This window comes from Streptomyces sp. NPDC001781, from assembly GCF_053596035.1.
Genome location: NZ_JBSFFI010000012.1, coordinates 56,803 through 78,392, shown reverse-complemented (window position 1 = coordinate 78,392; position 21,590 = coordinate 56,803). Strand labels below are relative to the sequence as shown.

Genomic DNA, 21,590 nt, shown 5'->3' with positions numbered 1-21,590 from the left:
CCAACGTGCTGGGCGCTGTGCCCGGTACGGCACCGTCGAGGCATACGGGGCCGGGCCGCAGGGGTGTCTCCCGTGCGCGTCGGCTCCTCGCAGGAGAGGCAGTCGCCGACCATGAACGTCCGCCGCAGTGCCGCGGCTCTCGCCGCCATAGGCGTGCTGGCCGCAGCCGCGCCCGCCACGGCCGCCCCGTCCCCGAAGGTGACGGTCCCTGCCGGGCTGTTCGGCAAGGGCGACCCCACGTACGACGGCGTCTGGCGCCAGTCCCTCGCCCTGCTCGCTCAGCACACCGCCGGGGAGAAGCCCGCGGACCGGGCGGTCGGTTGGCTGACCGGCCAGCAGTGCGCCGACGGCGGTTTCGCGGCCTTCCGCGCCGACACCGGCACGGCGTGCGGCGGCAAGGGCGCGCAGGCGGACACCAACAGCACGGCCGCCGCCGTCCAGGCGCTCGCCGCGCTCGGCGGCCACGGCGACGTGACCGGCAAGGCCGTCGCCTGGCTGAAGGCCCAGCAGAACAAGGACGGCGGCTGGGGTTACTCCCCCGGCGGCCCGAGCGACACCAACTCCACGTCCGTCGTGGTCGGCGCGCTGGCAGCCGCCGGTGAGAAGCCGGCCGGACTGCGCGGCAAGGGCAAGGCCCCCGGTGAGGCGCTGGCCTCGCTGGCCGTGCCCTGCGGCGGCGAGGACGGCGGCGCGTTCGCCTTCCAGCCCGACAAGAAGGGCAAGCTGGCGGCCAACGCGGACGCGACGGCCGCCGGTGTGCTCGGCGCCCTCGGCAAGGGATTCGTCGTGGAGCCCGGCAAGGCCCGCGGCAAGGCGCCCGCCTGCTCCTCGGGCGGCGAGGCGGCCCCGGCCCGCCTCGCCGACAACGCCTCCGCCTTCCTCGTCGGCGCCGTCGGCGGGTCGGGCCACCTCAAGTCCGCGATGCCCGGCGCCGAGAACCAGCCCGACTTCGGCAACACCGCCGACACCGTGGTGGCGCTGGCCGCCGACGGCTGGACCGAGCAGGCCAGGGCCCCGTACGCCTGGCTGGAGAAGAACGCCGCGAAGTGGGCGGAGCAGAGCGGCCCGGCCGCCTACGCCCAGCTCGTCCTGAGCGCGCACGCGGTCGGCGCCGACCCGCACGACTTCGGCGGGACCGACCTGGTCCGCGCCCTGGACAAGCTGGGCCCGGCCCCGGCGAAGCAGGCCGCCGCGACGGAGAAGAAGGCCACCGAGAAGTCCGGCGACAGCGTGTGGTGGATCATCGGCGTCGGCCTGGTCGCCGGTATCGGCGTCGGCTTCCTGCTCAGCGGCCGGAAGAAGAACCGCCCGTGACCTCGGTCCGCCGTGCCGCGGCCCTGCTGGTCGCGTCCCTGATCGTCCTGGCCGCCGCAGCGCAGGCCGAGGCCGCCGGATACCGGTACTGGTCCTTCTGGGAGCGCTCCGGCGACCGGTGGACGTACGCCACCCAGGGCCCGGCCTCCGAGCGGCCCGACGACGGCTCGGTGCGGGGCTTCCGGTTCGCGGTCAGCGCGGACTCCTCGGACGCGAACCGGCCGCGCGGCGCGGCGGACTTCGGCTCGATCTGCGCGAGGACGCCCGCGAAGGCGGGCAGCAAGCGGGTCGCCCTGGTCCTCGACTTCGGCACCCGGGCCGACGCCCCCTCGGGCGAGATCCCGCCCGCGACGCGAACGGTGTGCGCCCGCCTCGCCCCCGACGCGAGCACCGCCGAGGCGCTGGCCGAGGCGGCCGGGCCGCTTCGCTACGACAGCAACGCCCTGCTGTGCGCCATCGCCGGTTACCCCGCGCGGGGCTGCGGGGAGCAGGTGGCGGCGGACGAGAAGCCGTCGGGCGAGCGGGCCGCCCCCGAGGACGACGGCGGCCCCTCGCTGGGCCTGCCCCTCGGCGTCGGGGTGGTCGCGGTGCTCGGCGGGACGGCGTTCTGGCAGGCGCGGCGGCGCCGGAATGCCTGACACCGGCGTCCGCGCCGCCCGTACCACCGTGCCCGTCCGCAGGCGGGCCCGCTTCGAACTGCACCCCGGTGCCTGGTGGTTGTGGTCACTGGGGCTCGGGACCGCCGCGACCCGCACCACCAACCCGCTGCTGCTCGCCGTGCTGGTGGCGGTGGCGGGCCATGTGGTGGCCGTCCACCGCTCGGACGCGCCGTGGGCCCGCTCGTACACCGCGTTCGCCAAGCTGGCCGTCGCCGTGCTGCTGGTCCGGCTCGCCTTCACGGCCGTGCTCGGCTCGCCGGTGCCGGGTACGCACGTGCTGTTCACGCTGCCCGAGATCCCGCTGCCCGCCTGGGCGCAGGGCATCCGGCTGGGCGGGCCGGTGTCGGTGGAGGCGCTGCTGTTCTCCGGGTACAACGGCCTGAAACTGGCCGCGCTCCTGGTCTGCGTCGGCGCCGCGAACGCCCTGGCCAGTCCGGCCAAGCTGCTCAAGTCGCTGCCGGGCGCGCTGTACGAGGCGGGAGTGGCGGTGGTGGTCGCCCTGACCTTCGCCCCGCATCTCATCGCCGACGTGCACCGGCTGCGCGCCGCCCGTCGCCTCAGGGGGCGTCCGGACCGGGGGGTGCGGGGACTGCTCCAGGTCGGCCTGCCGGTGCTGGAGGGCGCGCTGGAGCGTTCGGTGGCACTGGCGGCCGCGATGGACGCCCGCGGCTACGGCCGCACCGCCGAGGTGCCCGCGCCGGTGCGCCGCACGACCACCGCGCTCACCCTGGGCGGGCTGCTCGGGGTGTGCGCGGGCACGTACGGACTGCTGACCGCCGAGGGCGGGCTGTACGGCATGCCGGTGCTGCTCGCCGGGGCGCTGGCCGCGCTGGGCGGGCTGCGCCTGGGCGGGCGGCGTTCGCCGCGCACCCGGTACCGGCCGGCGCCGTGGGGGGTGCGGGCGTGGCTGGTGGCGGGGTCGGGCGCGGCCGTAGCCGCGCTGCTCGCGCTGGCCTCCGTACGCGATCCGGGCGCGCTGCATCCCGGTGTCGTCCCGCTGGCCGCGCCCGCGCTGCCGCTGTGGCCTGCCGCCGCCATCCTGCTGGGCCTGCTGCCCGTGCTCGTCGTACCCCAGGACCGCAAGGAGCCGTCGTGATCCGCTTCGAGGACGTCACCGTCACCTACGACGGGGCGGCCGAACCAACCGTACGGGGCGTGGACTTCGAGGTCCCCGAGGGTGAACTCGTGCTGCTCGTCGGACCGTCCGGGGTGGGGAAGTCGACGATCCTGAACGCGGTCAGCGGGCTGGTCCCGCACTTCACCGGGGGCACCCTGCGCGGCCGGGTCACGGTGGCGGGCCGCGACACCCGCGCCCACAAGCCGCGCGAACTGGCCGACGTGGTCGGCACGGTGGGCCAGGACCCGCTCGCGCACTTCGTCACGGACACGGTGGAGGACGAACTCGCCTACGGGATGGAGTCGCTGGGCCTGGCTCCGGAGGTGATGCGGCGCCGGGTGGAGGAGACGCTCGACCTGCTGGGCCTGGCCGATCTGCGGGACCGCTCCATCGGCACCCTCTCCGGCGGCCAGCGCCAGCGGGTCGCCATCGGCTCGGTGCTCACCCCGCATCCCCGCGTGCTGGTCCTGGACGAGCCGACCTCGGCGCTGGACCCGGCCGCGGCGGAGGAGGTCCTCGCGGTCCTCCAGCGCCTGGTGCACGACCTGGGCACCACGGTCCTCATGGCGGAGCACCGGCTGGAGCGCGTCGTCCAGTACGCCGACCAGGTCGCCCTGCTCCCCGCCCCCGGCACTCCCCCGGTGCTCGGCGCCCCGGCCGAGATGATGGCGGTCTCCCCGGTGATCCCCCCGGTGGTCGAGCTGGGCCGGCTGGCCGGCTGGAGCCCGCTGCCGCTGACCATCCGGGACGCGCGGCGCAGGGCGGGCCGGCTGCGGGAGAGCCTTGCCGGTGCCGAGCCGGAGCCCCAGGGTCGGCCCCCGGCCACCGCCGCGCCGTCCCGCCGCCGTTTCCGGCGCACCGCTCCCGCCGAGCCGCAGGTGGCCGAGGTCCGGGGCCTCGCCGTGCGGCGGGGCAGGGTCGACGCGCTGCGGGGCGTCGACCTGACCGTCGGCCCCGGTGAGACCGTCGCCCTCATGGGCCGCAACGGTGCCGGGAAGTCGACCCTGCTGGGCTCCCTGGTCGGGCTGGTCGCGCCCACCTCCGGTTCCGTCCGGGTCGGCGGGGCCGCCCCGCACCGGCTGAGGCCGGCCGAACTGGTGCGGCGGGTCGGCCTGGTGCCGCAGGAGCCGCGCGACCTGCTGTACGCCGACACGGTGGGCGCCGAGTGCGTCGCCGCGGACAAGGACGCGGCGGCGGACCCCGGCACCTGCCGGGCCCTGGTGTCGGAGCTGCTGCCGGGCATCACCGACGACACCCACCCCCGCGACCTCTCCGAGGGCCAGCGCCTCGCCCTCGCCCTCGCCGTCGTGCTGACGGCGCGCCCCCCGCTGCTCCTGCTGGACGAGCCGACACGCGGTCTGGACTACGCGGCGAAGGCCCGCCTGGCCGCCGTGCTGCGCGGGCTGGCGGCCGAGGGGCACGCCCTGGTGCTGGCCACGCACGACGTGGAACTGGCCGCCGAGATCGCGCACCGGGTGGTGCTGCTGGCGGACGGCGAGGTGATGGCGGACGGCGCCACGGCCGACATCGTGGTGTCATCGCCCTCCTTCGCACCCCAGGTCACCAAGATCCTGGCCCCGCAGCCCTGGCTGACGGTGTCCGAGATACGGGAGGCGCTGGCATGAGCTCCCCCGCCGTACGGGCCGTCCGGCTCGGTCCGCGTTCCGTCGCCGCGCTCGTCCTGGTCGGCGCGGTCGGGGTGGCCGCCTTCGGCTGGCCGTTCCTCGCACCGCCGAACTCGCGGGTCAGCGCCCACGCCGAGGACGCGCCCTGGCTGTTCGCGGGGTTGCTGGTGCTGCTGGTCGCGGTGGTGGCGGCGACCATCTCGGAGTCGGGGCTCGGCCCCAAGGCCGTCGCCATGCTGGGGGTGCTCGCGGCGACGGGGGCGGCCCTGCGGCCGATCGGCGCGGGTACGGCAGGCATCGAGCCGATGTTCTTCCTGCTGGTGCTCAGCGGGCGCGTGCTCGGGCCCGGCTTCGGGTTCGTGCTGGGCTCGGTGACGATGTTCGCGTCCGCACTGCTGACCGGCGGGGTCGGGCCGTGGATGCCGTTCCAGATGCTGTCGATGGGCTGGTTCACCATGGGCGCGGGCCTGCTGCCGGGTGCCGTCCGCCTGCGCGGCCGGGCCGAACTGGCGCTGCTCGCCTGCTACGGCTTCCTCGCGGCCTTCGCCTACGGCACGCTCATGAATCTGGCCGGCTGGCCGTTCATGGGCACCATGGCGTCGAGCATCTCCTTCGACCCGCACGCGGCGGTCCCCGCCAACCTGGCCCGCTTCCTCGCGTACTGCCTGGCCACGTCCATGGGCTGGGACCTCGGGCGGGCCGTCTGCACGGTCGTCCTCACCCTGACGCTCGGCCCGGCCGTCCTGCGCGCCCTGCGCCGGGCCACCCGCCGGGCCGCCTTCGAGGCGCCGGTCGCCTTCGACGCGCCCGGCGCGTGAGGCACCCCATATGACCGAGGTCACCCACGACCTCGGGTAGTAGACCTGTGCGCCCTTTATGCACCTTCTTGCAACGCCTCCGACCTGCACATTGAGAGCCAGGTCACACGACGGGGCGTTCCCGGCGGTCCGGCCGCAACTAGTAAAAGGGGGGATTGCGGACGTTTCGGAAGCTTGCTTCTGTGGACGCCGTCGCCTGGCGCCACGGTCCTCGAAGGTCGCGGCGCCGACGCCTGCGGCCATCACGCGGAGCGTGCTGGAACGCGAACGGCGACCCGTCGTCCCCTACGTAAGAGGTTCTCGTGTCGTTCTCCGCCATCCGCCGCGTCGTCTCCCCGAAGAAGGCCGTCACCGTGGCCGCGCTGGCCGCCGGTGTCGCCGGTGTGGCCCTCGGCACCGCCCCCGCCCAGGCCGCGGCGGACCCGTCGCCGTCCTCGGCGCGGTCCGTCGCGCACAAGATGATCCCGGACGCCGCGCAGTACAACGCGTTCAGCAAGATCGTCGAGCACGAGAGCGGCTGGAACGTCTCCGCCAGGAACAGCTCCTCCGGGGCGTACGGTCTGGTGCAGGCCCTCCCCGCCTCCAAGATGTCCTCGGCCGGCTCCGACTGGAAGTCCAACCCCGCCACCCAGATCAAGTGGGGCCTGGACTACATGAACTCCCGCTACGGCAGCCCCGTCCAGGCGTGGAACTTCTGGCAGGCCAACGGCTGGTACTGAGCCGGCCCCGCGCGCGGGCCGCTCCCCCACCGGGCCGTGCCGCGGCCACCGGCGGCCGACGGCCCGCCTCCCTCTCCTTCCCGCACCCTCGCCACCGCTCGGCGAGGGTGCGCGCGCATGTCCGCACCCCCGTGGTCCACTGGTCCGGCCCCGCCCGCCCGACCGGAGGACGCCATGCCGACGACGATGCGGCTCCCGTGGGTCCTGCTCGTGCTGACCGTGGTGAGCGGACTGATCGACGCGGTCGGCTATCTGGGCCTCGGCCGCGTCTTCACGGCCAACATGACCGGCAACGTGGTCGTCCTCGGCCTCGCCACCGCCGGCGCCCCGGGTTTCTCCGTACCCCTCACGGCCACCTCGCTGGGCTGCTTCCTGGCCGGCGCGGCGGCGGGCGGCCGGCTCACCTCCCGCGTCCGGCGCGCGACCCGGCCGACGCTCGTCGCGGAAGCGGTGCTGGTCGCCGCCGCGGCGGCCATCGCCCTGGCCTGGCCCGGGCACCCCGGCACCCGCTACGCCCTGATCGCCCTCACCGCGCTGGCCATGGGCCTGCGCAACGCCACCGTCCGCGCCCTGGGCGTCCCCGACCTCACCACCACCGTCGTGACCATGACCCTGACCGGTCTGGCCGCCGAGTCCCGCCTGGGCAGCGGCACCGCCGGCCGCTCGCCCCGCCGGGCGGCCGCGGTCCTCAGCATGTTCGCCGGTGCCTGCCTGGGCGCCTGGCTGGTCCTCCACCACGGCCTGGGCATCCCACTGCTCCTCGCCGCCCTGGCCTCGGCAGTGCTGGCGGCCCTCGCGCCGGCCGGCGACTGAGCCGCGCCCGGCACACGGCCGCGGGCCGTCGGGGAGGCCCGGCCGGCCGCCCTCAGCCACCCCGGCAGCCCGCGCCCCGGACCGCGACCGCGCCGGGGTCCGGCTTCCGTACGTAGAGGACCACCTGGGCGCCCCACACCCGCACCCGCTCGCACTCCCGGAAGTACTCCCTCAGCGTGCGGCGCTTGACCTCCTCCCGGGGGAAGGGGTCCAGCGGCCGGCCGTCGGGGTCGGCCAGGGCGAGGACGCGGTGCGTGGACAGCAGGCGGGACCGGATGGCGGCCGGGGGCAGCTCCGTGCCCTGGAGGGTGCGGGAGGCGGCCGGTGAGCGGGCCAGGGCCAGGTCGTCCAGACGGGCGTGGAGGCCGGGGCGGGACATCAGCCACTCGCGGCGGCGGGACGGGAGGAACAGCACGCCGTCGCCGGGGTGGGACAGCTTCCCTACGGTCCGGGCGACCGCCACCACGTCGTCCTCGCGGCTCTCCGGGGCGCGCACCGCCAGGGAGGCGGGCAGCAGAGCCACGGCCAGCAGGCAGACGCCAGCCCGTCCCAGGTGCGCCGGCAGGCGGTCCAGCGCGAGACCGGCGAGCAGGGCCGGCCCGGCCAGTGCGTACAGGACGTAGCGGTCGACGTACCACGGCTGGATCAGGGAGGCGGTCATCAGAAGGCCGGGCGGGACGGTCAGCAGGGGCACGGCGAGTGCGGTCACCGTGCGGTCGGACAGGGACGGGACGCGGCTCAGCAGCACGCCCGCGGCGGATACGGCGAGGAACGCCAGCCACACGGCGGGGCCGGGGCGGCCCAGCCAGCCGAGCTGCCGGCCGGCCTGCGGGGCGCTGATCACCGCGAGGGGCGCCACCGCGACCAGGACCCCCGCCGCCGCCACTCCCCATCTGCGCCACGGCGCCCCCAGCAGCCGCAGCGTCACCGCGTGGGCGAACAGCACCAGCGCGGCGAACTCGTGCACCCAGCACGCGACCGCCAGCAGCACCCCGTACCCCACCCACCAGCCGCGCGCGGTGGAGCCGAGCCCGCGCAGGAAGAGGTAGGTCGCCCACACGACACCTGCGGTGACGAGGGCGTACGACCGCCCCTCCTGCGCGTAGTGCTGGGTCGCGGGGAGGAGGGCGAACAGCACGCCCGCCAGGACGCCGGTCCGGGGTCCCGCGAGCCGGGTGCCCAGTGCCCCGACCCCGGCGGCGGCGAGGGCGGTGGCCGGCACCGAGGGCAGGCGCAGGGCGAGGAGGCCGCCGTCCCAGAGAGCGAAGACACCGTGTATGAGCAGGTAGTAGAGGCCGTGCACGGCGTCGATGCGGTCCAGCAGCGCGAGGAGGTCGCCGAGCGACCGGTGCGCGACCTGGTAGGTGACGGACTCGTCGCGCCACATGCTGCCGTGCCGGGTGATCCCCCACAGCCCGAGGGCCGTGGCGAGCGAGGCGGGGACGAGCGGCGGCGCCCAGGTGCGCCCCGTCGGCACGCGGGGCGGCGCGGGCGGGCGCTCGAGGTCCCGCGTCGGGGTGTCCATCCGCCCGCCCCCGCTCAGCGGGAGGTGACCGGCCGGGGCCGCTCCTGCGGCCTGCGCTGTCCCGGCGGCCGTCCGACCTCGCCGGCGAGGACGGCCCCCCGGGGCCCGGTCAGCACGTGGGTGAGGGCGAGGCCCCCGCCCACCACCAGCGCCCCGCCGACCGCGTCGAGCACCCAGTGGTTGGCCGTGGCCACGATCGCCGTGACGGTGAACAGCGGATGCAGCAGTCCGACTGCCTTCGTCCATCGGCGCGGCGCCAGCACCGCGATCACCACCCCGCACCACAGCGACCACCCGAAGTGCAGCGAGGGCATCGCCGCGTACTGGTTGGTGATCGCGGTCATCGCGCCGTAGTCGGGGTCGGCGAGGTCCTGCGCGCCGTGCACGGTGTCGACGAAGCCGAGCCCCGGCATCAGACGCGGCGGCGCCAGGGGGAACAGCCAGAAGCCGGTCAGCGCGAGCAGGGTGGCGAAGCCGAGCGAGGCGCGGGCCCACCGGTAGTCGGCCGGGCGGCGCCAGTAGAGGACGGCGAGCACGGTCAGCGGCAGGACGAAGTGGAAGGACTCGTAGTAGAAGTCGAGGAACCCACGCAGCCATCCGACCCGGACGACCGCGTGGTTGACGGTGCGTTCGATGTCGATGTGCAGGAACCGCTCGGCGTCGAGCACCATCCGCCCGTGCCGCTCGGCGCTCTCGCGCCCGAGTTCGTTGCTGCCCCCGGTCGCCGCGAGCCGCACCCGGGCGTACGCGGCGTAGGTGACGCGGATGAGCAGCAGCTCCAGCAGCAGGTTGGGCCGGGTGAGCGAGCGCCGCAGGGCGGGCAGCAGCGGCACGCGTCCGGACCGGGCCGGGCCCTGGGGTGCGTACACGGTGGGCGCCGGGGTGCCGAAGTACGGGGAGCTGCGGGCCAGGAAGGGGACGGCGGTGGCGGCGGCGAGCGCGGTGAGGAGGACGAGGTTGTCCCGCAGCGGGTACATCACCGGCGTGTTCGGCAGCATCATCGTCGCCGGGAGCGTGGTCACCAGGACCACCGCGACCGGCCAGACCGTACGGTCGGCGGCCCGCTTCCCGACCCGGCCCACCGCGGCGAGGAGCACCCAGACGAGCTGGTGCCGCCAGGTCGTCGGGGAGACGGCGACGGCCGCGCACCCGGTGACGGCCACGGCGAGCAGGAGCTGCCCGTCCCGGGCGCAGCCCACGGCCCGGCGCAGTGCGAGGACGGCGACGGCCGCGCCGAGCAGCAGGAAGAGCGCGATCTCCGGCGGGCCGCTGAGCCCGAACCGGAGCAGGGCGCCGTGCAGGGACTGGTTGGCGAGCGCGTCGGCGCTGCCGCCGAGGCCGGCCCCGGCGATGTGGTGCACCCAGTAGGTGAAGGAGTCGCCCGGCATCGCGGCCCAGGCGAGCAGGGTGCCGCCGGAGAAGGTGGCGGCGGCGCCGAGGGCGGCCCGGCGGCGGCCGGTGAACCAGAGCAGCGGGACGAAGAGCAGGACCGTCGGCTGGAGGGCGGCGGCCAGGCCGACCAGCACGCCCGACGTGCGCCGGCCGCGCACGGTGAGGCAGCCCAGCAGGACCAGCAGCACCGGGATGACACTGGTCTGCCCGAGCCGGAGGGTGTTGCGGACCGGCAGCGACACCATGAGCAGACTGATGGCGACGGGGGCGGCGAGCAGGGCGGTGCGGCGCCCCACGGGCCGGGGCAGCGCGCGGGCGGCGACCAGTCCGAGGGCGACGACCAGGAGCAGGGTGCCGAAGGTCCAGCCCCAGCCGAGGGCCTGTTCGGCGGCGCGGGTGAGCGGCTTGAGGACCAGGCCGGCGAAGGGGGTGCCGGTGAACCGGGTGGAGTCGTAGAGGGAGCCGTCGACGTGCAGGACGCCCTCCGGGCCGGTCCAGGTCTCCAGGTCGGTGAGGCGCTGCCCGCCCGGGGTGGTGGGGACGAGGGCCATCTGCCGGGCCGCGAGGACCGCGGCCACCGCCCACAGGGCGAGCCGGGTGGCGCGCAGCCGCGCTCCGGGGCCGGGTCCGGCCGTCGTCGTGGTGTCCGCCGACCGTCCGCCGCGCTCCACGTCCACCACGCCTCGTGGCCTCCCGCCCCATCACGTCATCGGATGCCATTCACCCATTTGTCCGGATGACGATAGCCCGAAGGAGGTCCGGTTTCCGCTTCGGAGCGCGACATGGATCACATTTCTGTCGCGGATCACGCGCGGCGAACAGGGCAGACGTACCAGGGTAGAAGCGGTTTCTTTGCAGAAAGCAACGGTCCGCACACAAGACGTAAAGGGCCGAACCTCCCCTATCGTCTTATTTCTGCCTGACGCACGCCACCGCCGCCGTCCGTCCGGCGCTGCCCGTGTCCCCGTCGAAAGGCAGGCGAGTTCCGTTTTGGCCGCCACCGCTGTCAGTCCCCGCCCGAAGTCTCTTCGGACCTCGAAGGCCCAGGCAGAGCCCACGGTCACCGACCCCGCGCTCGTCAAGCGCGCCGTCAAGGCGGCGGCGCTCGGCAACGCCATGGAGTGGTTCGACTTCGGCGTCTACAGCTACATCGCCGTGACGCTGGGCAAAGTCTTCTTCCCTTCCGGGAACGCGACTGCACAGCTCCTCTCGACGTTCGGCGCCTTTGCCGCGGCCTTCCTGGTCCGCCCCCTCGGCGGTATGGTCTTCGGCCCGCTGGGCGACCGGGTGGGCCGCCAGAAGGTCCTCGCCGTCACGATGATCATGATGGCGGCGGGCACGTTCGCCATCGGCCTGATCCCGTCGTACGCCTCCATCGGCGTCGGCGCGCCGCTGCTGCTGCTCGCGGCCCGTCTGGTGCAGGGCTTCTCCACCGGCGGTGAGTACGCCGGCGCCTCGACCTTCATCGCCGAGTACGCCCCCGACAAGAAGCGCGGCTTCCTCGGGAGCTGGCTGGAGTTCGGCACGCTGGCCGGCTACATCGGCGGCGCGGGCCTGGTCACGCTGATGACGGCCCTGCTCTCCACCGACGACCTGCTCTCCTGGGGCTGGCGCGTCCCCTTCCTGATCGCCGGCCCGATGGGCATCATCGGCCTGTACCTGCGGATGCGGCTGGAGGAGACCCCGGCGTTCGCCGCCGAGGTCGAGAAGGCCGAGAACAGCCGGCCGAAGGTGCCGCTGCGCGAGATGCTCGCTGGTCAGTGGCACTCGCTGCTGCTCTGTGTCGGCCTGGTGCTGGTCTTCAACGTCACCGACTACATGCTGCTGTCGTACATGCCGAGCTTCCTCACCAGTGAGCTGAAGTACGACGAGACGCACGGTCTGCTGGTCGTCCTCGGTGTGATGGCCCTGATGATGATCGTCCAGCCGTTCGCGGGCGCCCTGACCGACCGTGTCGGCCGCCGTCCGGTGATCGCCGCCGGCTGTGCGGGCTTCCTGTTCCTGTCGATCCCGGCCCTGCTGCTGATCCGCCAGGGCAGCCTGCTGGCCGTCGCGCTCGGCATGGGCGCGCTGGGTCTGCTGCTGGTCTGCTTCACCGCCGCCATGCCGGCCGCGCTCCCGGCGCTGTTCCCGACCCGCGTCCGCTACGGCTCGCTGTCGATCGGCTTCAACGTCTCGGTGTCCCTGTTCGGCGGTACGACCCCGCTGGTGGTCACCGCGCTGATCGGGGCGACCGGCAACCTGATGATGCCCGCGTACTACATGATGGCGGCCGCCGTCATCGGTGGCTTCGCGGTGTGGCGCATGAGCGAGTCCGCGGGCCGTCCGCTGCCGGGCTCGCCGCCCGCGGTGGAGGCGAAGCAGTAGGAGTCCCTCTCCTGGCGAGGTGGGCGCGGGAACCGTACGCACGGTTCCCGCGCCCACTTCCGTCGTTCCGGGGGGCACCATGGACCCTGGCAGAGGCTTCGCGCAGACACTCGGGAAAGGCAGCACACGCATGAGCGAGTCGCAGCGGTGGGACGACGTCGACCTCTACTTCACCAGCCGGCTCGCACCGGACGACGACGTCCTGCGGGCCGCGCTGCGCGACTCGGACGCGGCCGGGCTGCCGTCCATCGCGGTGACCCCCACCCAGGGCAAGTTCCTCCAGCTCCTCGCGCAGATCCAGGGCGCCCGCACGGTGCTGGAGATCGGCACCCTCGGCGGGTACAGCACCATCTGGCTGGCCCGCGCCCTCCCCGGGGACGGGCGCGTCGTCACGCTGGAGCACAGCCCGGAACACGCCGACGTGGCCGTCCGCAACATCGCTCGCGCGGGCCTGGACCGGATGGTGGAGGTGCGGGTCGGCCCGGCCCTGGAGTCCCTCCCCCAACTGGCCGACGAGAACCCGGCCCCCTTCGACCTGGTCTTCATCGACGCCGACAAGGCGAACAACCCGCACTACGTCGAGTGGGCCCTCCGCCTCACCCGCACCGGCAGCCTCATCATCCTGGACAACGTGGTCCGCGACGGCCAGGTGGCCGACCCCGACAGCACCGACCCCGCCGTCACCGGCACGCGCACCGCGATCGACCTGATCGCCGACCACCCCCGCCTGACGGGCACGGCCCTCCAGACGGTGGGCGGCAAGGGCTACGACGGCTTCGCCCTGGCGCGGGTAGTGGGCTGACCCGGATCCCGCGGCGCACCCCGCCCGCCGGTCGCCGCCGGCGGACGGGGTGCCGGCCCGCCGGTGGGCCCGGCGGCTACACCTCGTGGTAGAAGCCCACGTTCACACCGCGGGGAGCCGTGCGGTCCTGGATGACGACCTCGCCGGAGGCTCCCCGGGGGAGTCGGACCGAGCCGCCGTAGGGGACGGTCTGGGCGTATTCGCCCACGGTGAGGCGGACCTCGGAGGAGGGGTCGGGCTGGGAGCCGCGGAGCCAGGAGAGCTGCCAGCCGCCGTCGGGGCCGCAGAGGAACTCCAGGTGGACGCGGGAGACGAAGAGCCAGTCCTCCGGGGTGACCAGCCGGCACACCGCGCCGTCGCGGCCCACGCGGAGCGCGGCGCCCGGTTCGCTGGGCGCCTCGGCCATCGTCATGCCGGCCGTGGCACCCGCTTCCTCGCTGGAGACGGCGGCCATGGTGAGTTCGAGCACGCGTGTTCCCCCTGAAGCCTCCTGGCGCGGCCCTGGTCGCCGCACCGCCGCCGCATGATAGAACGCCCGGCTCGTCCACGTCCGGCACAATGGGGGGCATGACCGAGCGAAAGCCACCGGGTGTCCCGTTCGAGTCCTGGGTCGACCACCAGATCGACGCGGCCCGGCGCCGCGGCGAGTTCGACGGTCTGCCCGGCACCGGCGAGCCCCTGCCCGCCGGACTGGAGAGCGGCTACGACGAACTCTGGTGGGTCAAACGGAAGATGGCCCGCGAGGGCCTGACCGTCCTGCCCCCGTCACTCGCCCTGCGCAAGGAGGCGGAGGACGCGCTCGCGGCGGCGTACGCGGCGCCCTCGGAGCGTGCCGTCCGGGAGATCATCACCGCGGTCAACGTCAAGATCCGGGACATGATGTTCCGTCCGCCGCCGGGTCCGCCGCTGGGCAGGAAGCCGTACGACGTGGACGAGGTCGTGGCCGAGTGGCGGCGCCTGAAGGGCACCGGAGCCTGAAACCCGCTTGCCCGCGCCCGGCGCACCCCGCTGGGATGTCCCGCATGACGACGTGGACCATCGCCCCGGAACCGTACGACTCCCCGGTGGCCGCGGCCCTGTGGCGGGCCTACTACACCGAGGTCAGCGACCGCTGGTACCTCCTGCGGGAGGGGCACCGCACCGACCCGGCCGAGCTGGAACGGGGGATCGCCGCCCACACCGGCACCGAACTCACCCCGCCGGCAGGCGAGTTGCTGGTGGCGCGGTACGCCGGTGAACCGGCCGGCTCGGCCGGCGTGCGCCTGCTCGCCCCGGACACCGCGGAACTGACCCGTGTCTTCCTGTACGGGCACCTGCGCGGCCGGGGCGGGGCCGCCCGGCTGGTGAACGCCGCCGAGGAGGCCGCGCGCGACCTCGGCGCGGCCCGGATGGTCCTGGACACCCGCACCGATCTCGTGGAGGCCCGCACCCTCTATGCCCGGCTCGGCTACACCGAGACGGAAGCGCACAACGAGGACCCGTACGCCGAGCACTGGTTCACCAAGGACCTCAGCCAGGCTTGCGCAGCTGGGGCTGCTCCCGCTCGGAGCCGCACAGCTCGGCGGTGAGTTCCTTCACCAACTGCACCAGGTCCGTGGGCCGTCCGGGGCCCCACCAGTCCCCCAGCAGTTCGGACAGCGAGTCCTCGCGGGCCCTCGCCAGCCGCTCGGCGACCTCCGCGCCGGCCGGGGTGAGCGTCAGCTCCAGCCCGTCGCGCGCGGCGAGCCGCCGTTCCTCGACCTGCCGGGCGGCGGCCAGCACCGTGCCGAGCGGCACGGGAACGCGCTCGGCGAGCACGTACGGTTCCACGGACCCGTACCTGCGCATGCGCAGCAGCATCCAGCTCGCGGCGGGCAACAGGTCGTACCCGGCGCGCGCGGTGATCTCCTCGTAGATCTCCCGCCGCCCCTCGCGGGTGCCGAGCGTGGACAGCGCGCGGCACACCTCCTCGTAGGAGGAGCGGTGGACCGGGTTGGGCGGGATGGTCTCGGAGGCGTCCGGCGCGGTGACCGAGCCGCGCAGCCGGTCCTCCTTCAGGAACCAGGCCAGGACGAAGCCGAGGAACGCCACCGGGGCCGCGTAGAGGAAGACGTCGGTGATGGACGAGGAGAAGGCGTGCAGCGCGGCCGGCCGCAGCGGGGGCGGCAGCGCGCCGATGCCGCGCGGGTCGGACTCCAGCGCGCCGGGCGAGATGCCGGCCGGCAGCCGGACGCCCCGGAATGCCTCCTCGAGCCTGTCGCCGAGGCGGCCCGAGAAGACGGTGCCGAAGACGGCGACGCCGAAGGACGCGCCGATGGAGCGGAAGAAGGTCGCGCCGGAGGTGGCGACGCCGAGGTCCTCGTAGGACACCGCGTTCTGGACGATGAGGACGAGCACCTGGAGGACGAGGCCCAGCCCGAGGCCGAGGACGAAGAAGTACAGGCTCATCTCCGGCGTGGAGCTGCGCTCGTCGAGCTGGTGCAGCAGGAGCAGGCCGAGGGCGGTGACGGCGGTGCCCGAGACCGGGAACACCTTCCAGCGGCCGGTGCGGCTGACGATCTGCCCGGAGACGGTGGAGGTCAGCAGCAGCCCGAACACCATCGGCAGCATGTGCACGCCGGACATGGTGGGCGAGATGCCGTGCACGACCTGGAGGAAGGTCGGCAGGTAGGTCATCGCGCCGAACATCGCGAAGCCGACGATGAAGCTGATCGCGGCGGCGAGGGTGAAGGTGCGGATGCCGAACAGCTTCAGCGGCAGCACCGGTTCGGCGGCCCGCCGCTCCACCGCGACGAACGCGAGGGCGAGCAGGACCCCCAGCACGGCGAGCCCGACGATCCGGCCGGACGCCCACGGCCAGGTCGTCCCGCCGAGCGAGGCGACCAGCACCAGACAGGTCGCGACGGAGGCGATCAGCAGGGTGCCGAGGTAGTCGATGGTGTGCCGGGAGGTGCGGCGCGGGATGTGCAGGGCGAGGGCGATGACGACGAGAGCGACGATCCCGACGGGCAGGTTGACGTAGAACACCCAGCGCCAGCTCAGGTGCTCGGTGAGCAACCCGCCGAGCAGCGGCCCGAGCACGCTGGTCGCGCCGAACACGGCCCCGAAGAGCCCCTGGTACCGGCCGCGTTCCCGGGGCGGGACGATGTCGCCGACGATCGCCATCGACAACACCATCAGCCCGCCTCCGCCGAGCCCCTGCAACGCCCGGAACCCGATGAGCTGCGGCATGTCCTGCGCCATGCCGCACAGCGCGGACCCGATCAGGAAGATCACGACGGCGAGCTGGAACAGCCGCTTCCGCCCGTACTGGTCCCCGAGCTTCCCCCACAGCGGCGTCGCCGCGGTGGACGCCAGCAGGTAGGCGGTGACGACCCAGGACAGATGCTCCAGGCCGCCCAGATCGCTCACGATCGTCGGCAGCGCCGTCGACACGATCGTCTGGTCCAGAGCGGCCAGCAACAGCCCGAGCAACAGGGCCCCGATGGAGACGAGCACGTTTCCGCTCACGTGCCCGTCCCGCCGTATCTCCTCGGCGGCGCCGTGCGTGTCCAAGGCCATGAAGACCTCCCAGCCGTCGGTTGCCTGCTCCCATGTTCGGCGGTCGTGGGGGGCACGGCCTGTCGAGGGCGGGGAGAGCCAGGCCCGGCTTGCGCGGGCGGTCAGCCGATGAGAAGGCGGATCGTGCCGTCCTCCCGGTGCTCCACACGCAGCTCGGTGAGGTCCTTCACCAGCGCGTCCGGCCCGTGCTGCCCGGCTCGCGGGCCGACACCCACCACGCGCATCCCGGCCGCGCGGCCCGCCGCGATGCCCGCGCCGGAGTCCTCGAAGACCACGCAGTCGGCGGGATCGACACCGAGTTCCGCGGCGCCCTTGAGGAAGCCCTCGGGGTCGGGCTTGCTGGCGCCGACCGACTCGGCGGTCACGCGGACCTCGGGGAGGGGCAGGCCGGCGGCGGCCATGCGGGCGGTGGAGAGGGCCACGTCGGCGGAGGTCACCAGGGCGTGCGGGGTGCCGTTGAGGGCGGCGAGGAAGGCGGTCGCGCCGGGGACCTCGACCACGCCGTCCATGTCGGCGGTCTCCTCGGCGAGCATGCGGGCGTTGTCCGCGAGATTCTCCTCCACGGGGCGCCCGGGCAGCAGCAGCGCCATGGAGGCGTGGCCCTGCCTGCCGTGCACGACGCTCATCGCCTGGTCGCCGTCGATCCCCCGGGCGGCGGCCCAGCGCCGCCAGATGCGCTCGACCACGGCGTCGGAGTTGACGAGGGTGCCGTCCATGTCGAGCAGGAGGGCGCGGGCGGTGAGAACGGCGGGCTCGGTGGCCATCGGCAGCTCCGGAGACGGGAGGGCCCCGGTCGAGGGGCCCTGGGGGGACCGGGCGCCCGGTGAGGGCCCCTGTGAGGGACAAGGCGGCCCCGCCCGCCGGTCAGGGGAAGCGGGCGGGAGCCACTTTGTTCCTCCACGGTACAAAACGCGGACGGCATCACGCCACCACGCCACGGGGAAGGGCCTTCAGAAGGAGCCCGGGGGACGTCCCGCAGGGGCCGTGCGGGGAGCGGGGGCCGGTGCCGCCCCTCGCCGCGTTGTCGCATCGCCCGGGTACATCCGGTACGCGGGCGATGCTCCGCCTTGCGATGCACCGCACCGGACGCCGCGAGCCTTCCGGCAGACCCTTCCAGTCACAGCACTAGCCGGCGATCGCCTCGTACAGGCTCCACACGCCGAGGCCGATCATCAGCAGCGCCGCGATCTGGGTGATCAGCCGCAGCGGCACGCGCTTCATCAGGGCCTTTCCACCGACGATGCCGAGTCCGGCGACCGCCCAGAGGCCGAGCACCGCACCGAGGCCGACGGAGAGCGGGTCGTCGTAGCGGGCGGCCAGGTTGGCGGTCATGATCTGGGTGAGGTCGCCGAACTCGGCGACCAGGATGAGCGTGAAGCCCGTACCCGCGACCTTCCAGAAGGACTGGTCGGCGGGCTTCTTGATCTCCTCCTCGTCGTCGTCCTTCTTCAGCAGCAGGACGGCCGCGCCACCGAGGAAGAGGACACCGGTGAGGGCGTGCACGATCTGCTGCGGCAGCAGGGTCAGTACGCTGCCCGCCGCGACGGCGAGCACGACGTGCACCAGGAAGGCCGCGGCGACACCGGCGAAGACGTACGACGCGCGGTACCGGGCGCCGAGGACGAGGCCGGCGAGCGCGGTCTTGTCCGGCAGTTCGGCGAGGAAGATGACGCCGAAGACGAGCGCCGTCACGGTAATACTGATCAAGGTTCCTCAATCGGTCGGGGCCGCCCCGCCGAGAGTGCGCGTTCCACGCGTGGGACACCTCGGCACGGCAGCACACTGGCACCCGCGCCTTGGGGCACGGGCGTGCACTGCTTGCCGAAGGTCTCGCTGGCGGGTCCCACGGGATTCCGCCTCCGGGCGCCGGCTCAGGCTCGCTGAGCAGTATGTCGACGGTCCGGCGAAGAGCTACTCCCCTTCTGCACCGCCCATCGTACGGGACGTGAAAGTTCCGTCGTGAACCTTGTCGTGTCATGGACGCGTCACTAGCTTCTTACCGGGCGCTCACCCCACCGCAACTCCGCCCGACGAGCATTCCCCTGCTCGTGCGCTCAACACCCCTACCCCACAAGGGAGTTCAGATGTTCCGCATGTCCCGATCGTCCCGGTTCTACGCGCGTCGACGACTCGGAGTCGTCGCCGCCGCCACCGGCCTGCTCGCCTCCGCCGCCCTGTTCAACTCGCCCAGCGCCTCGGCCGCCCTCCCCACCCCGGTCAGCGGCGCCACCGCCCGGAGCTACCTCTCGCAGCTCACCGTGGCCACCGAGAACCGCACCGGCTACAGCCGGGACCTGTTCCCGACCTGGATCACGATCAGCGGCACCTGCAACACCCGCGAGTACATACTCAAGCGCGACGGCACGAACGTCACCACCGACTCCGCCTGCGTGGCGACCGGCGGCAGCTGGTACTCCCCGTACGACGGCGCGACCTGGAGTGCGGCCTCCGACGTCGACATCGACCACCTCGTGCCGCTGGCCGAGGCGTGGGACTCCGGCGCGAGCAAGTGGACGACGGCGCAGCGGCAGGGCTTCGCCAACGACGTCACCCGGCCGCAGCTCCTCGCGGTCACGGACAACGTGAACCAGGCCAAGAGCGACCAGGACCCGGCGACCTGGATGCCGAGCCTCACGTCGTACCGGTGCACGTACGTCCGGGCGTGGGTGCAGGTGAAGTACTACTACAACCTCTCCGTGGACTCGGCGGAGAAGAGCGCGCTGACGAACTACCTCTCGGGCTGCTGACGGCGACCCGGCCTCCACGGCTCCGCGTCGGCGGCTCCCCGCGCACGGCTCGTCCCGGCCTCCCGGCCGGGGCGGGCCGTCGCCGTTTTCCGGCCATGCCTGAATGTTGAACTTGCAAGTAAGAGTGAGGCATACCTAACCTGGGCTCTCACTCGGCACCCGCCGCCCCACGTCCGGCCCCGAAAGAGGAGACCTCCCCCACATGTCCGCTCGTCTCGACGCCGCCCAGCCCTACGCGCTCGGGCTCTTCCGCATCGTCATCGGCCTGCTGTTCACCGCGCACGGCGCCGCCTCGCTCTTCGGCGTCCTCGGCGGCGCCGCGGGCACCCACGGCGGCACGATCGCCGCGGGCACCTGGCCGGGGTGGTACGCGGCGGTCATCCAGCTCGCCGCCGGCGCCCTGGTCCTCCTGGGCCTCGGGACCCGCGGCGCCGCCCTCATCGCCTCCGGCTCCATGGCGTTCGCCTACTTCGACGTCCACCAGCAGGCTGCCCTCTGGCCCATCCAGAACGGCGGCGAACTGCCGGTCCTGTTCTGCTGGGCCTTCCTCCTGCTGGTCTTCACGGGGTCGGGTGCGTTCGGCCTGGACCGGGTGGTGGCGTCCCGGCGGGCGGCCGCGCCCGAGGAGGGTGAGCGGGCGCGGGAGCCGATAGCGGCCTGAGGGACCGCCTCACGAGCGGCACCCGGATGCCCGGGGCGACGCTCCCGCGGCAGCGCGGGCGGATGCGCGAGGAGTCCGCGTGCCGCCCGCGCACCCGCGCCGGGCCGCCTGCCCCGTCACCCGGCCGAAAGGCACCGCGGAGCACGCGACGCGGGTCGCGCCGTCGCCCGGTCGGTCCTGGATCACCACCGAGGCGGCCTCGCCGCGCCGCAGCCCCCGGCCGTTCCGGTCGCTCGCGGCACCCCGGCCCCGGGCGTCGGTGGTGAAGTCGAGGCGGGCCTCGGTACGGCGGGACAGGGGTTCCGGCCGCCCCGTGCGCGTGCCGCACGGGTGAAAGGCGGCGTACGGGGCGTTGCGACCCGGCCGCCGTGAACATGTTGTGATGATCACTTGATCCCCCCATGAACCTCCTGCCACCGGCCAGGCGTACGCTGTACGGCTGTATTCGGGGGAACGACGGGGAGTAATCGTGCTGGAGAGCGTGGGGTCGCTTGCGGCCGGACCATGGATCTACGCCGTGGTGGTCGTCTCGGTCCTGCTCGACGTCTTCCTGCCGGTACTGCCGAGCGGCGTCCTGGTCGTCGCGGCGGCCACCGCGGCGGCGGCCGGTACGGGTGCGGCGGCCGGACAGGTCCCGCACGACGTGCCGGACGTCCTGGTACTGATCCTGCTGGCGACGACGGCCTCCGTGCTGGGCGACCTGGTCGCGTACCGGCTGGCCTGGCGCGGCGGCGAGCGGCTGGACCGGGCCATCGCCCGCTCCCGGCGCCTGACCAAGGCGCAGGAACGTCTCGGTGAGGCGCTCTCGCGCGGCGGCGGCGCCCTGGTCGTCCTCGCCCGCTTCGCCCCCGCCGGCCGCTCGGTCGTCTCCTTCTGCGCGGGCGCCGCCCACCGCCGCGCCCGCGACTTCGTCCCCTGGTCCGCCCTGGCCGGCCTCTCCTGGGCCGCCTACAGCGCCGCTCTCGGCTACTACGGCACCCGCTGGCTCGGCACGGCCTGGCTGGCCACGGCCGTCTCGATCGCCGCCCTCACCGGGACGGGCGCCGCTGCGGCCTATCTGATGCGCCGGCGGCCCGCGGAGTCCTGAACCCGCGTTCCCCGGCACGGCGCCGCCCGCGGAGCCGTGCCCGGGCCGGAGCTACTCCCGCTCGTGCGCGTGCTTCAGCTCGGCACGGGCCCGGACGCGGTCGGGTGCCGCCACCTCGGTCCAGTGGCGGTGGCCCGTGACGAAGACGGCCAGTTCGTGTTCGCGGCGGCGGAGTTTCTCCACCTCGGCCTGCTCGTCGGCGGTCCAGCCGGGGGACGCGGGGCGTTCGATCCTGCGCCAGCCGGTGTCGTCGGTGAAGCCGTCCAGCGGCTCGACCGACCAGGGCAGCCGCTTGAGCAGGGCCGACAGCTCGGCCCTGATCTGATGCAGCTCCTCCTGCCCGGCGAGCAGGTCACTGGGGAATTCATGGGACGCAGACACACGGCAATGGTACGCCTGTTCGA

At 74.0% G+C, this 21,590-nt stretch carries 21 protein-coding genes; 14 read left to right on the top strand and 7 right to left on the bottom strand.

Going from position 1 to position 21,590, the window contains the following annotated elements; all coding sequences use genetic code 11:
* The first annotated feature begins 111 nt into the window (after positions 1 to 111).
* The 7 genes from ACWCV3_RS13990 (at position 112) to ACWCV3_RS13960 (ending at position 7,065) form a co-directional block, all read left to right on the top strand.
* Complete coding sequence (locus ACWCV3_RS13990) at positions 112 to 1,314, top strand: prenyltransferase/squalene oxidase repeat-containing protein (RefSeq protein WP_451222988.1); 1,203 nt, start codon at positions 112 to 114, stop codon at positions 1,312 to 1,314.
* The gene (locus ACWCV3_RS13985; RefSeq protein ID WP_451222811.1) at positions 1,311 to 1,952 is read left to right on the top strand and encodes an SCO2322 family protein; all 642 of its coding nucleotides are present in this window, start codon (positions 1,311 to 1,313) and stop codon (positions 1,950 to 1,952) included. The genes ACWCV3_RS13990 and ACWCV3_RS13985 overlap by 4 nt, the downstream gene beginning before the upstream one ends.
* A complete protein-coding gene (locus ACWCV3_RS13980) occupies positions 1,945 to 3,069 on the top strand; it encodes a CbiQ family ECF transporter T component (protein WP_451222809.1) in 1,125 nt (374 codons plus the stop codon). Before ACWCV3_RS13985 ends, ACWCV3_RS13980 begins: the two co-directional genes overlap by 8 nt.
* Positions 3,066 to 4,715, top strand: a complete 1,650-nt coding sequence (locus ACWCV3_RS13975) for an ABC transporter ATP-binding protein (protein WP_451222807.1) — start codon at positions 3,066 to 3,068, stop codon at positions 4,713 to 4,715. The genes ACWCV3_RS13980 and ACWCV3_RS13975 overlap by 4 nt, the downstream gene beginning before the upstream one ends.
* Complete coding sequence (locus tag ACWCV3_RS13970; protein WP_451222805.1) at positions 4,712 to 5,533, top strand: ECF transporter S component; 822 nt, start codon at positions 4,712 to 4,714, stop codon at positions 5,531 to 5,533. Before ACWCV3_RS13975 ends, ACWCV3_RS13970 begins: the two co-directional genes overlap by 4 nt.
* A gap of 302 nt (positions 5,534 to 5,835) precedes the next feature.
* On the top strand, positions 5,836 to 6,252 hold the full coding sequence (locus ACWCV3_RS13965; RefSeq protein ID WP_451222803.1) for an aggregation-promoting factor C-terminal-like domain-containing protein: 417 nt from the start codon (positions 5,836 to 5,838) through the stop codon (positions 6,250 to 6,252).
* Positions 6,253 to 6,369: 117 nt separating this feature from the next.
* Complete coding sequence (locus tag ACWCV3_RS13960; RefSeq protein WP_451222801.1) at positions 6,370 to 7,065, top strand: YoaK family protein; 696 nt, start codon at positions 6,370 to 6,372, stop codon at positions 7,063 to 7,065.
* Positions 7,066 to 7,117: 52 nt separating this feature from the next.
* Here ACWCV3_RS13960 and ACWCV3_RS13955 read toward each other — a convergent pair whose 3' ends face one another.
* Positions 7,118 to 8,590 carry a glycosyltransferase family 39 protein gene (locus ACWCV3_RS13955; RefSeq protein WP_451222799.1) on the bottom strand — a complete coding sequence of 491 codons (1,473 nt, stop codon included), beginning with the start codon at positions 8,588 to 8,590 and terminating at the stop codon, positions 7,118 to 7,120.
* Positions 8,591 to 8,604: 14 nt separating this feature from the next.
* Positions 8,605 to 10,662: a bifunctional glycosyltransferase 87/phosphatase PAP2 family protein gene (locus tag ACWCV3_RS13950; protein WP_451222797.1), complete on the bottom strand. Its 2,058-nt coding sequence runs from the start codon at positions 10,660 to 10,662 to the stop codon at positions 8,605 to 8,607.
* A 310-nt stretch (positions 10,663 to 10,972) separates the two neighbouring features.
* Here ACWCV3_RS13950 and proP point away from each other — a divergent pair, with 310 nt between their 5' ends.
* Together proP and ACWCV3_RS13940 are read left to right on the top strand one after the other, a co-directional pair.
* Positions 10,973 to 12,349, top strand: coding sequence for a glycine betaine/L-proline transporter ProP (gene proP / locus ACWCV3_RS13945; protein ID WP_451222795.1), 1,377 nt, complete (start codon positions 10,973 to 10,975; stop codon positions 12,347 to 12,349).
* Between the two features lie 130 nt (positions 12,350 to 12,479).
* Complete coding sequence (locus tag ACWCV3_RS13940) at positions 12,480 to 13,151, top strand: O-methyltransferase (protein WP_451222793.1); 672 nt, start codon at positions 12,480 to 12,482, stop codon at positions 13,149 to 13,151.
* A 76-nt stretch (positions 13,152 to 13,227) separates the two neighbouring features.
* Here the strand turns inward: ACWCV3_RS13940 and ACWCV3_RS13935 are convergent, their stop codons facing one another.
* Positions 13,228 to 13,620, bottom strand: coding sequence for a hypothetical protein (locus ACWCV3_RS13935; protein WP_451222791.1), 393 nt, complete (start codon positions 13,618 to 13,620; stop codon positions 13,228 to 13,230).
* Positions 13,621 to 13,718: 98 nt separating this feature from the next.
* Here ACWCV3_RS13935 and ACWCV3_RS13930 point away from each other — a divergent pair, with 98 nt between their 5' ends.
* Positions 13,719 to 14,129 (top strand): DnaJ family domain-containing protein, encoded by a 411-nt coding sequence (locus ACWCV3_RS13930; RefSeq protein ID WP_451222789.1) that lies wholly within the window; start codon positions 13,719 to 13,721, stop codon positions 14,127 to 14,129.
* 44 nt (positions 14,130 to 14,173) lie between these two features.
* Positions 14,174 to 14,719, top strand: a complete 546-nt coding sequence (locus ACWCV3_RS13925; RefSeq protein WP_451222787.1) for a GNAT family N-acetyltransferase — start codon at positions 14,174 to 14,176, stop codon at positions 14,717 to 14,719.
* Here the strand turns inward: ACWCV3_RS13925 and ACWCV3_RS13920 are convergent.
* The 3 genes from ACWCV3_RS13920 to ACWCV3_RS13910 form a co-directional block, all read right to left on the bottom strand.
* The gene (locus tag ACWCV3_RS13920) at positions 14,661 to 16,691 is read right to left on the bottom strand and encodes a DHA2 family efflux MFS transporter permease subunit (RefSeq protein WP_451222785.1); all 2,031 of its coding nucleotides are present in this window, start codon (positions 16,689 to 16,691) and stop codon (positions 14,661 to 14,663) included. The genes ACWCV3_RS13925 and ACWCV3_RS13920 overlap by 59 nt on opposite strands.
* Before the next feature lie 101 nt (positions 16,692 to 16,792).
* Positions 16,793 to 17,455, bottom strand: a complete 663-nt coding sequence (locus ACWCV3_RS13915; RefSeq protein WP_451222783.1) for an HAD-IA family hydrolase — start codon at positions 17,453 to 17,455, stop codon at positions 16,793 to 16,795.
* A 361-nt stretch (positions 17,456 to 17,816) separates the two neighbouring features.
* A complete protein-coding gene (locus ACWCV3_RS13910) occupies positions 17,817 to 18,398 on the bottom strand; it encodes a TMEM165/GDT1 family protein (protein WP_451222781.1) in 582 nt (193 codons plus the stop codon).
* A 386-nt stretch (positions 18,399 to 18,784) separates the two neighbouring features.
* Between ACWCV3_RS13910 and ACWCV3_RS13905 the strand changes: the two genes are divergently transcribed.
* From ACWCV3_RS13905 to ACWCV3_RS13895, 3 genes are all read left to right on the top strand, one after another.
* Positions 18,785 to 19,438, top strand: coding sequence for an HNH endonuclease family protein (locus ACWCV3_RS13905; RefSeq protein WP_451222779.1), 654 nt, complete (start codon positions 18,785 to 18,787; stop codon positions 19,436 to 19,438).
* 202 nt (positions 19,439 to 19,640) lie between these two features.
* Complete coding sequence (locus ACWCV3_RS13900; protein ID WP_451222777.1) at positions 19,641 to 20,099, top strand: DoxX family protein; 459 nt, start codon at positions 19,641 to 19,643, stop codon at positions 20,097 to 20,099.
* Positions 20,100 to 20,568: 469 nt separating this feature from the next.
* On the top strand, positions 20,569 to 21,186 hold the full coding sequence (locus ACWCV3_RS13895; protein WP_451222775.1) for a DedA family protein: 618 nt from the start codon (positions 20,569 to 20,571) through the stop codon (positions 21,184 to 21,186).
* Between the two features lie 51 nt (positions 21,187 to 21,237).
* Here ACWCV3_RS13895 and ACWCV3_RS13890 read toward each other — a convergent pair whose 3' ends face one another.
* Positions 21,238 to 21,567 (bottom strand): hypothetical protein, encoded by a 330-nt coding sequence (locus ACWCV3_RS13890; RefSeq protein WP_451222773.1) that lies wholly within the window; start codon positions 21,565 to 21,567, stop codon positions 21,238 to 21,240.
* Positions 21,568 to 21,590: the final 23 nt, after the last annotated feature.

Coding starts and splice junctions, on each gene's coding strand:
- ACWCV3_RS13940 (WP_451222793.1), top strand. CDS start 12,480: ATGAGCGAGTCGCAGCGGTGGGACGACGTCGACCTCTACTTCACCAGC.
- ACWCV3_RS13955 (WP_451222799.1), bottom strand. CDS start 8,590: ATGGACACCCCGACGCGGGACCTCGAGCGCCCGCCCGCGCCGCCCCGC.
- ACWCV3_RS13960 (WP_451222801.1), top strand. CDS start 6,370: ATGTCCGCACCCCCGTGGTCCACTGGTCCGGCCCCGCCCGCCCGACCG.
- ACWCV3_RS13930 (WP_451222789.1), top strand. CDS start 13,719: ATGACCGAGCGAAAGCCACCGGGTGTCCCGTTCGAGTCCTGGGTCGAC.
- ACWCV3_RS13990 (WP_451222988.1), top strand. CDS start 112: ATGAACGTCCGCCGCAGTGCCGCGGCTCTCGCCGCCATAGGCGTGCTG.
- ACWCV3_RS13915 (WP_451222783.1), bottom strand. CDS start 17,455: ATGGCCACCGAGCCCGCCGTTCTCACCGCCCGCGCCCTCCTGCTCGAC.
- ACWCV3_RS13900 (WP_451222777.1), top strand. CDS start 19,641: ATGTCCGCTCGTCTCGACGCCGCCCAGCCCTACGCGCTCGGGCTCTTC.
- ACWCV3_RS13925 (WP_451222787.1), top strand. CDS start 14,174: ATGACGACGTGGACCATCGCCCCGGAACCGTACGACTCCCCGGTGGCC.
- ACWCV3_RS13920 (WP_451222785.1), bottom strand. CDS start 16,691: ATGGCCTTGGACACGCACGGCGCCGCCGAGGAGATACGGCGGGACGGG.
- ACWCV3_RS13980 (WP_451222809.1), top strand. CDS start 1,945: ATGCCTGACACCGGCGTCCGCGCCGCCCGTACCACCGTGCCCGTCCGC.
- ACWCV3_RS13905 (WP_451222779.1), top strand. CDS start 18,785: ATGTCCCGATCGTCCCGGTTCTACGCGCGTCGACGACTCGGAGTCGTC.
- ACWCV3_RS13970 (WP_451222805.1), top strand. CDS start 4,712: ATGAGCTCCCCCGCCGTACGGGCCGTCCGGCTCGGTCCGCGTTCCGTC.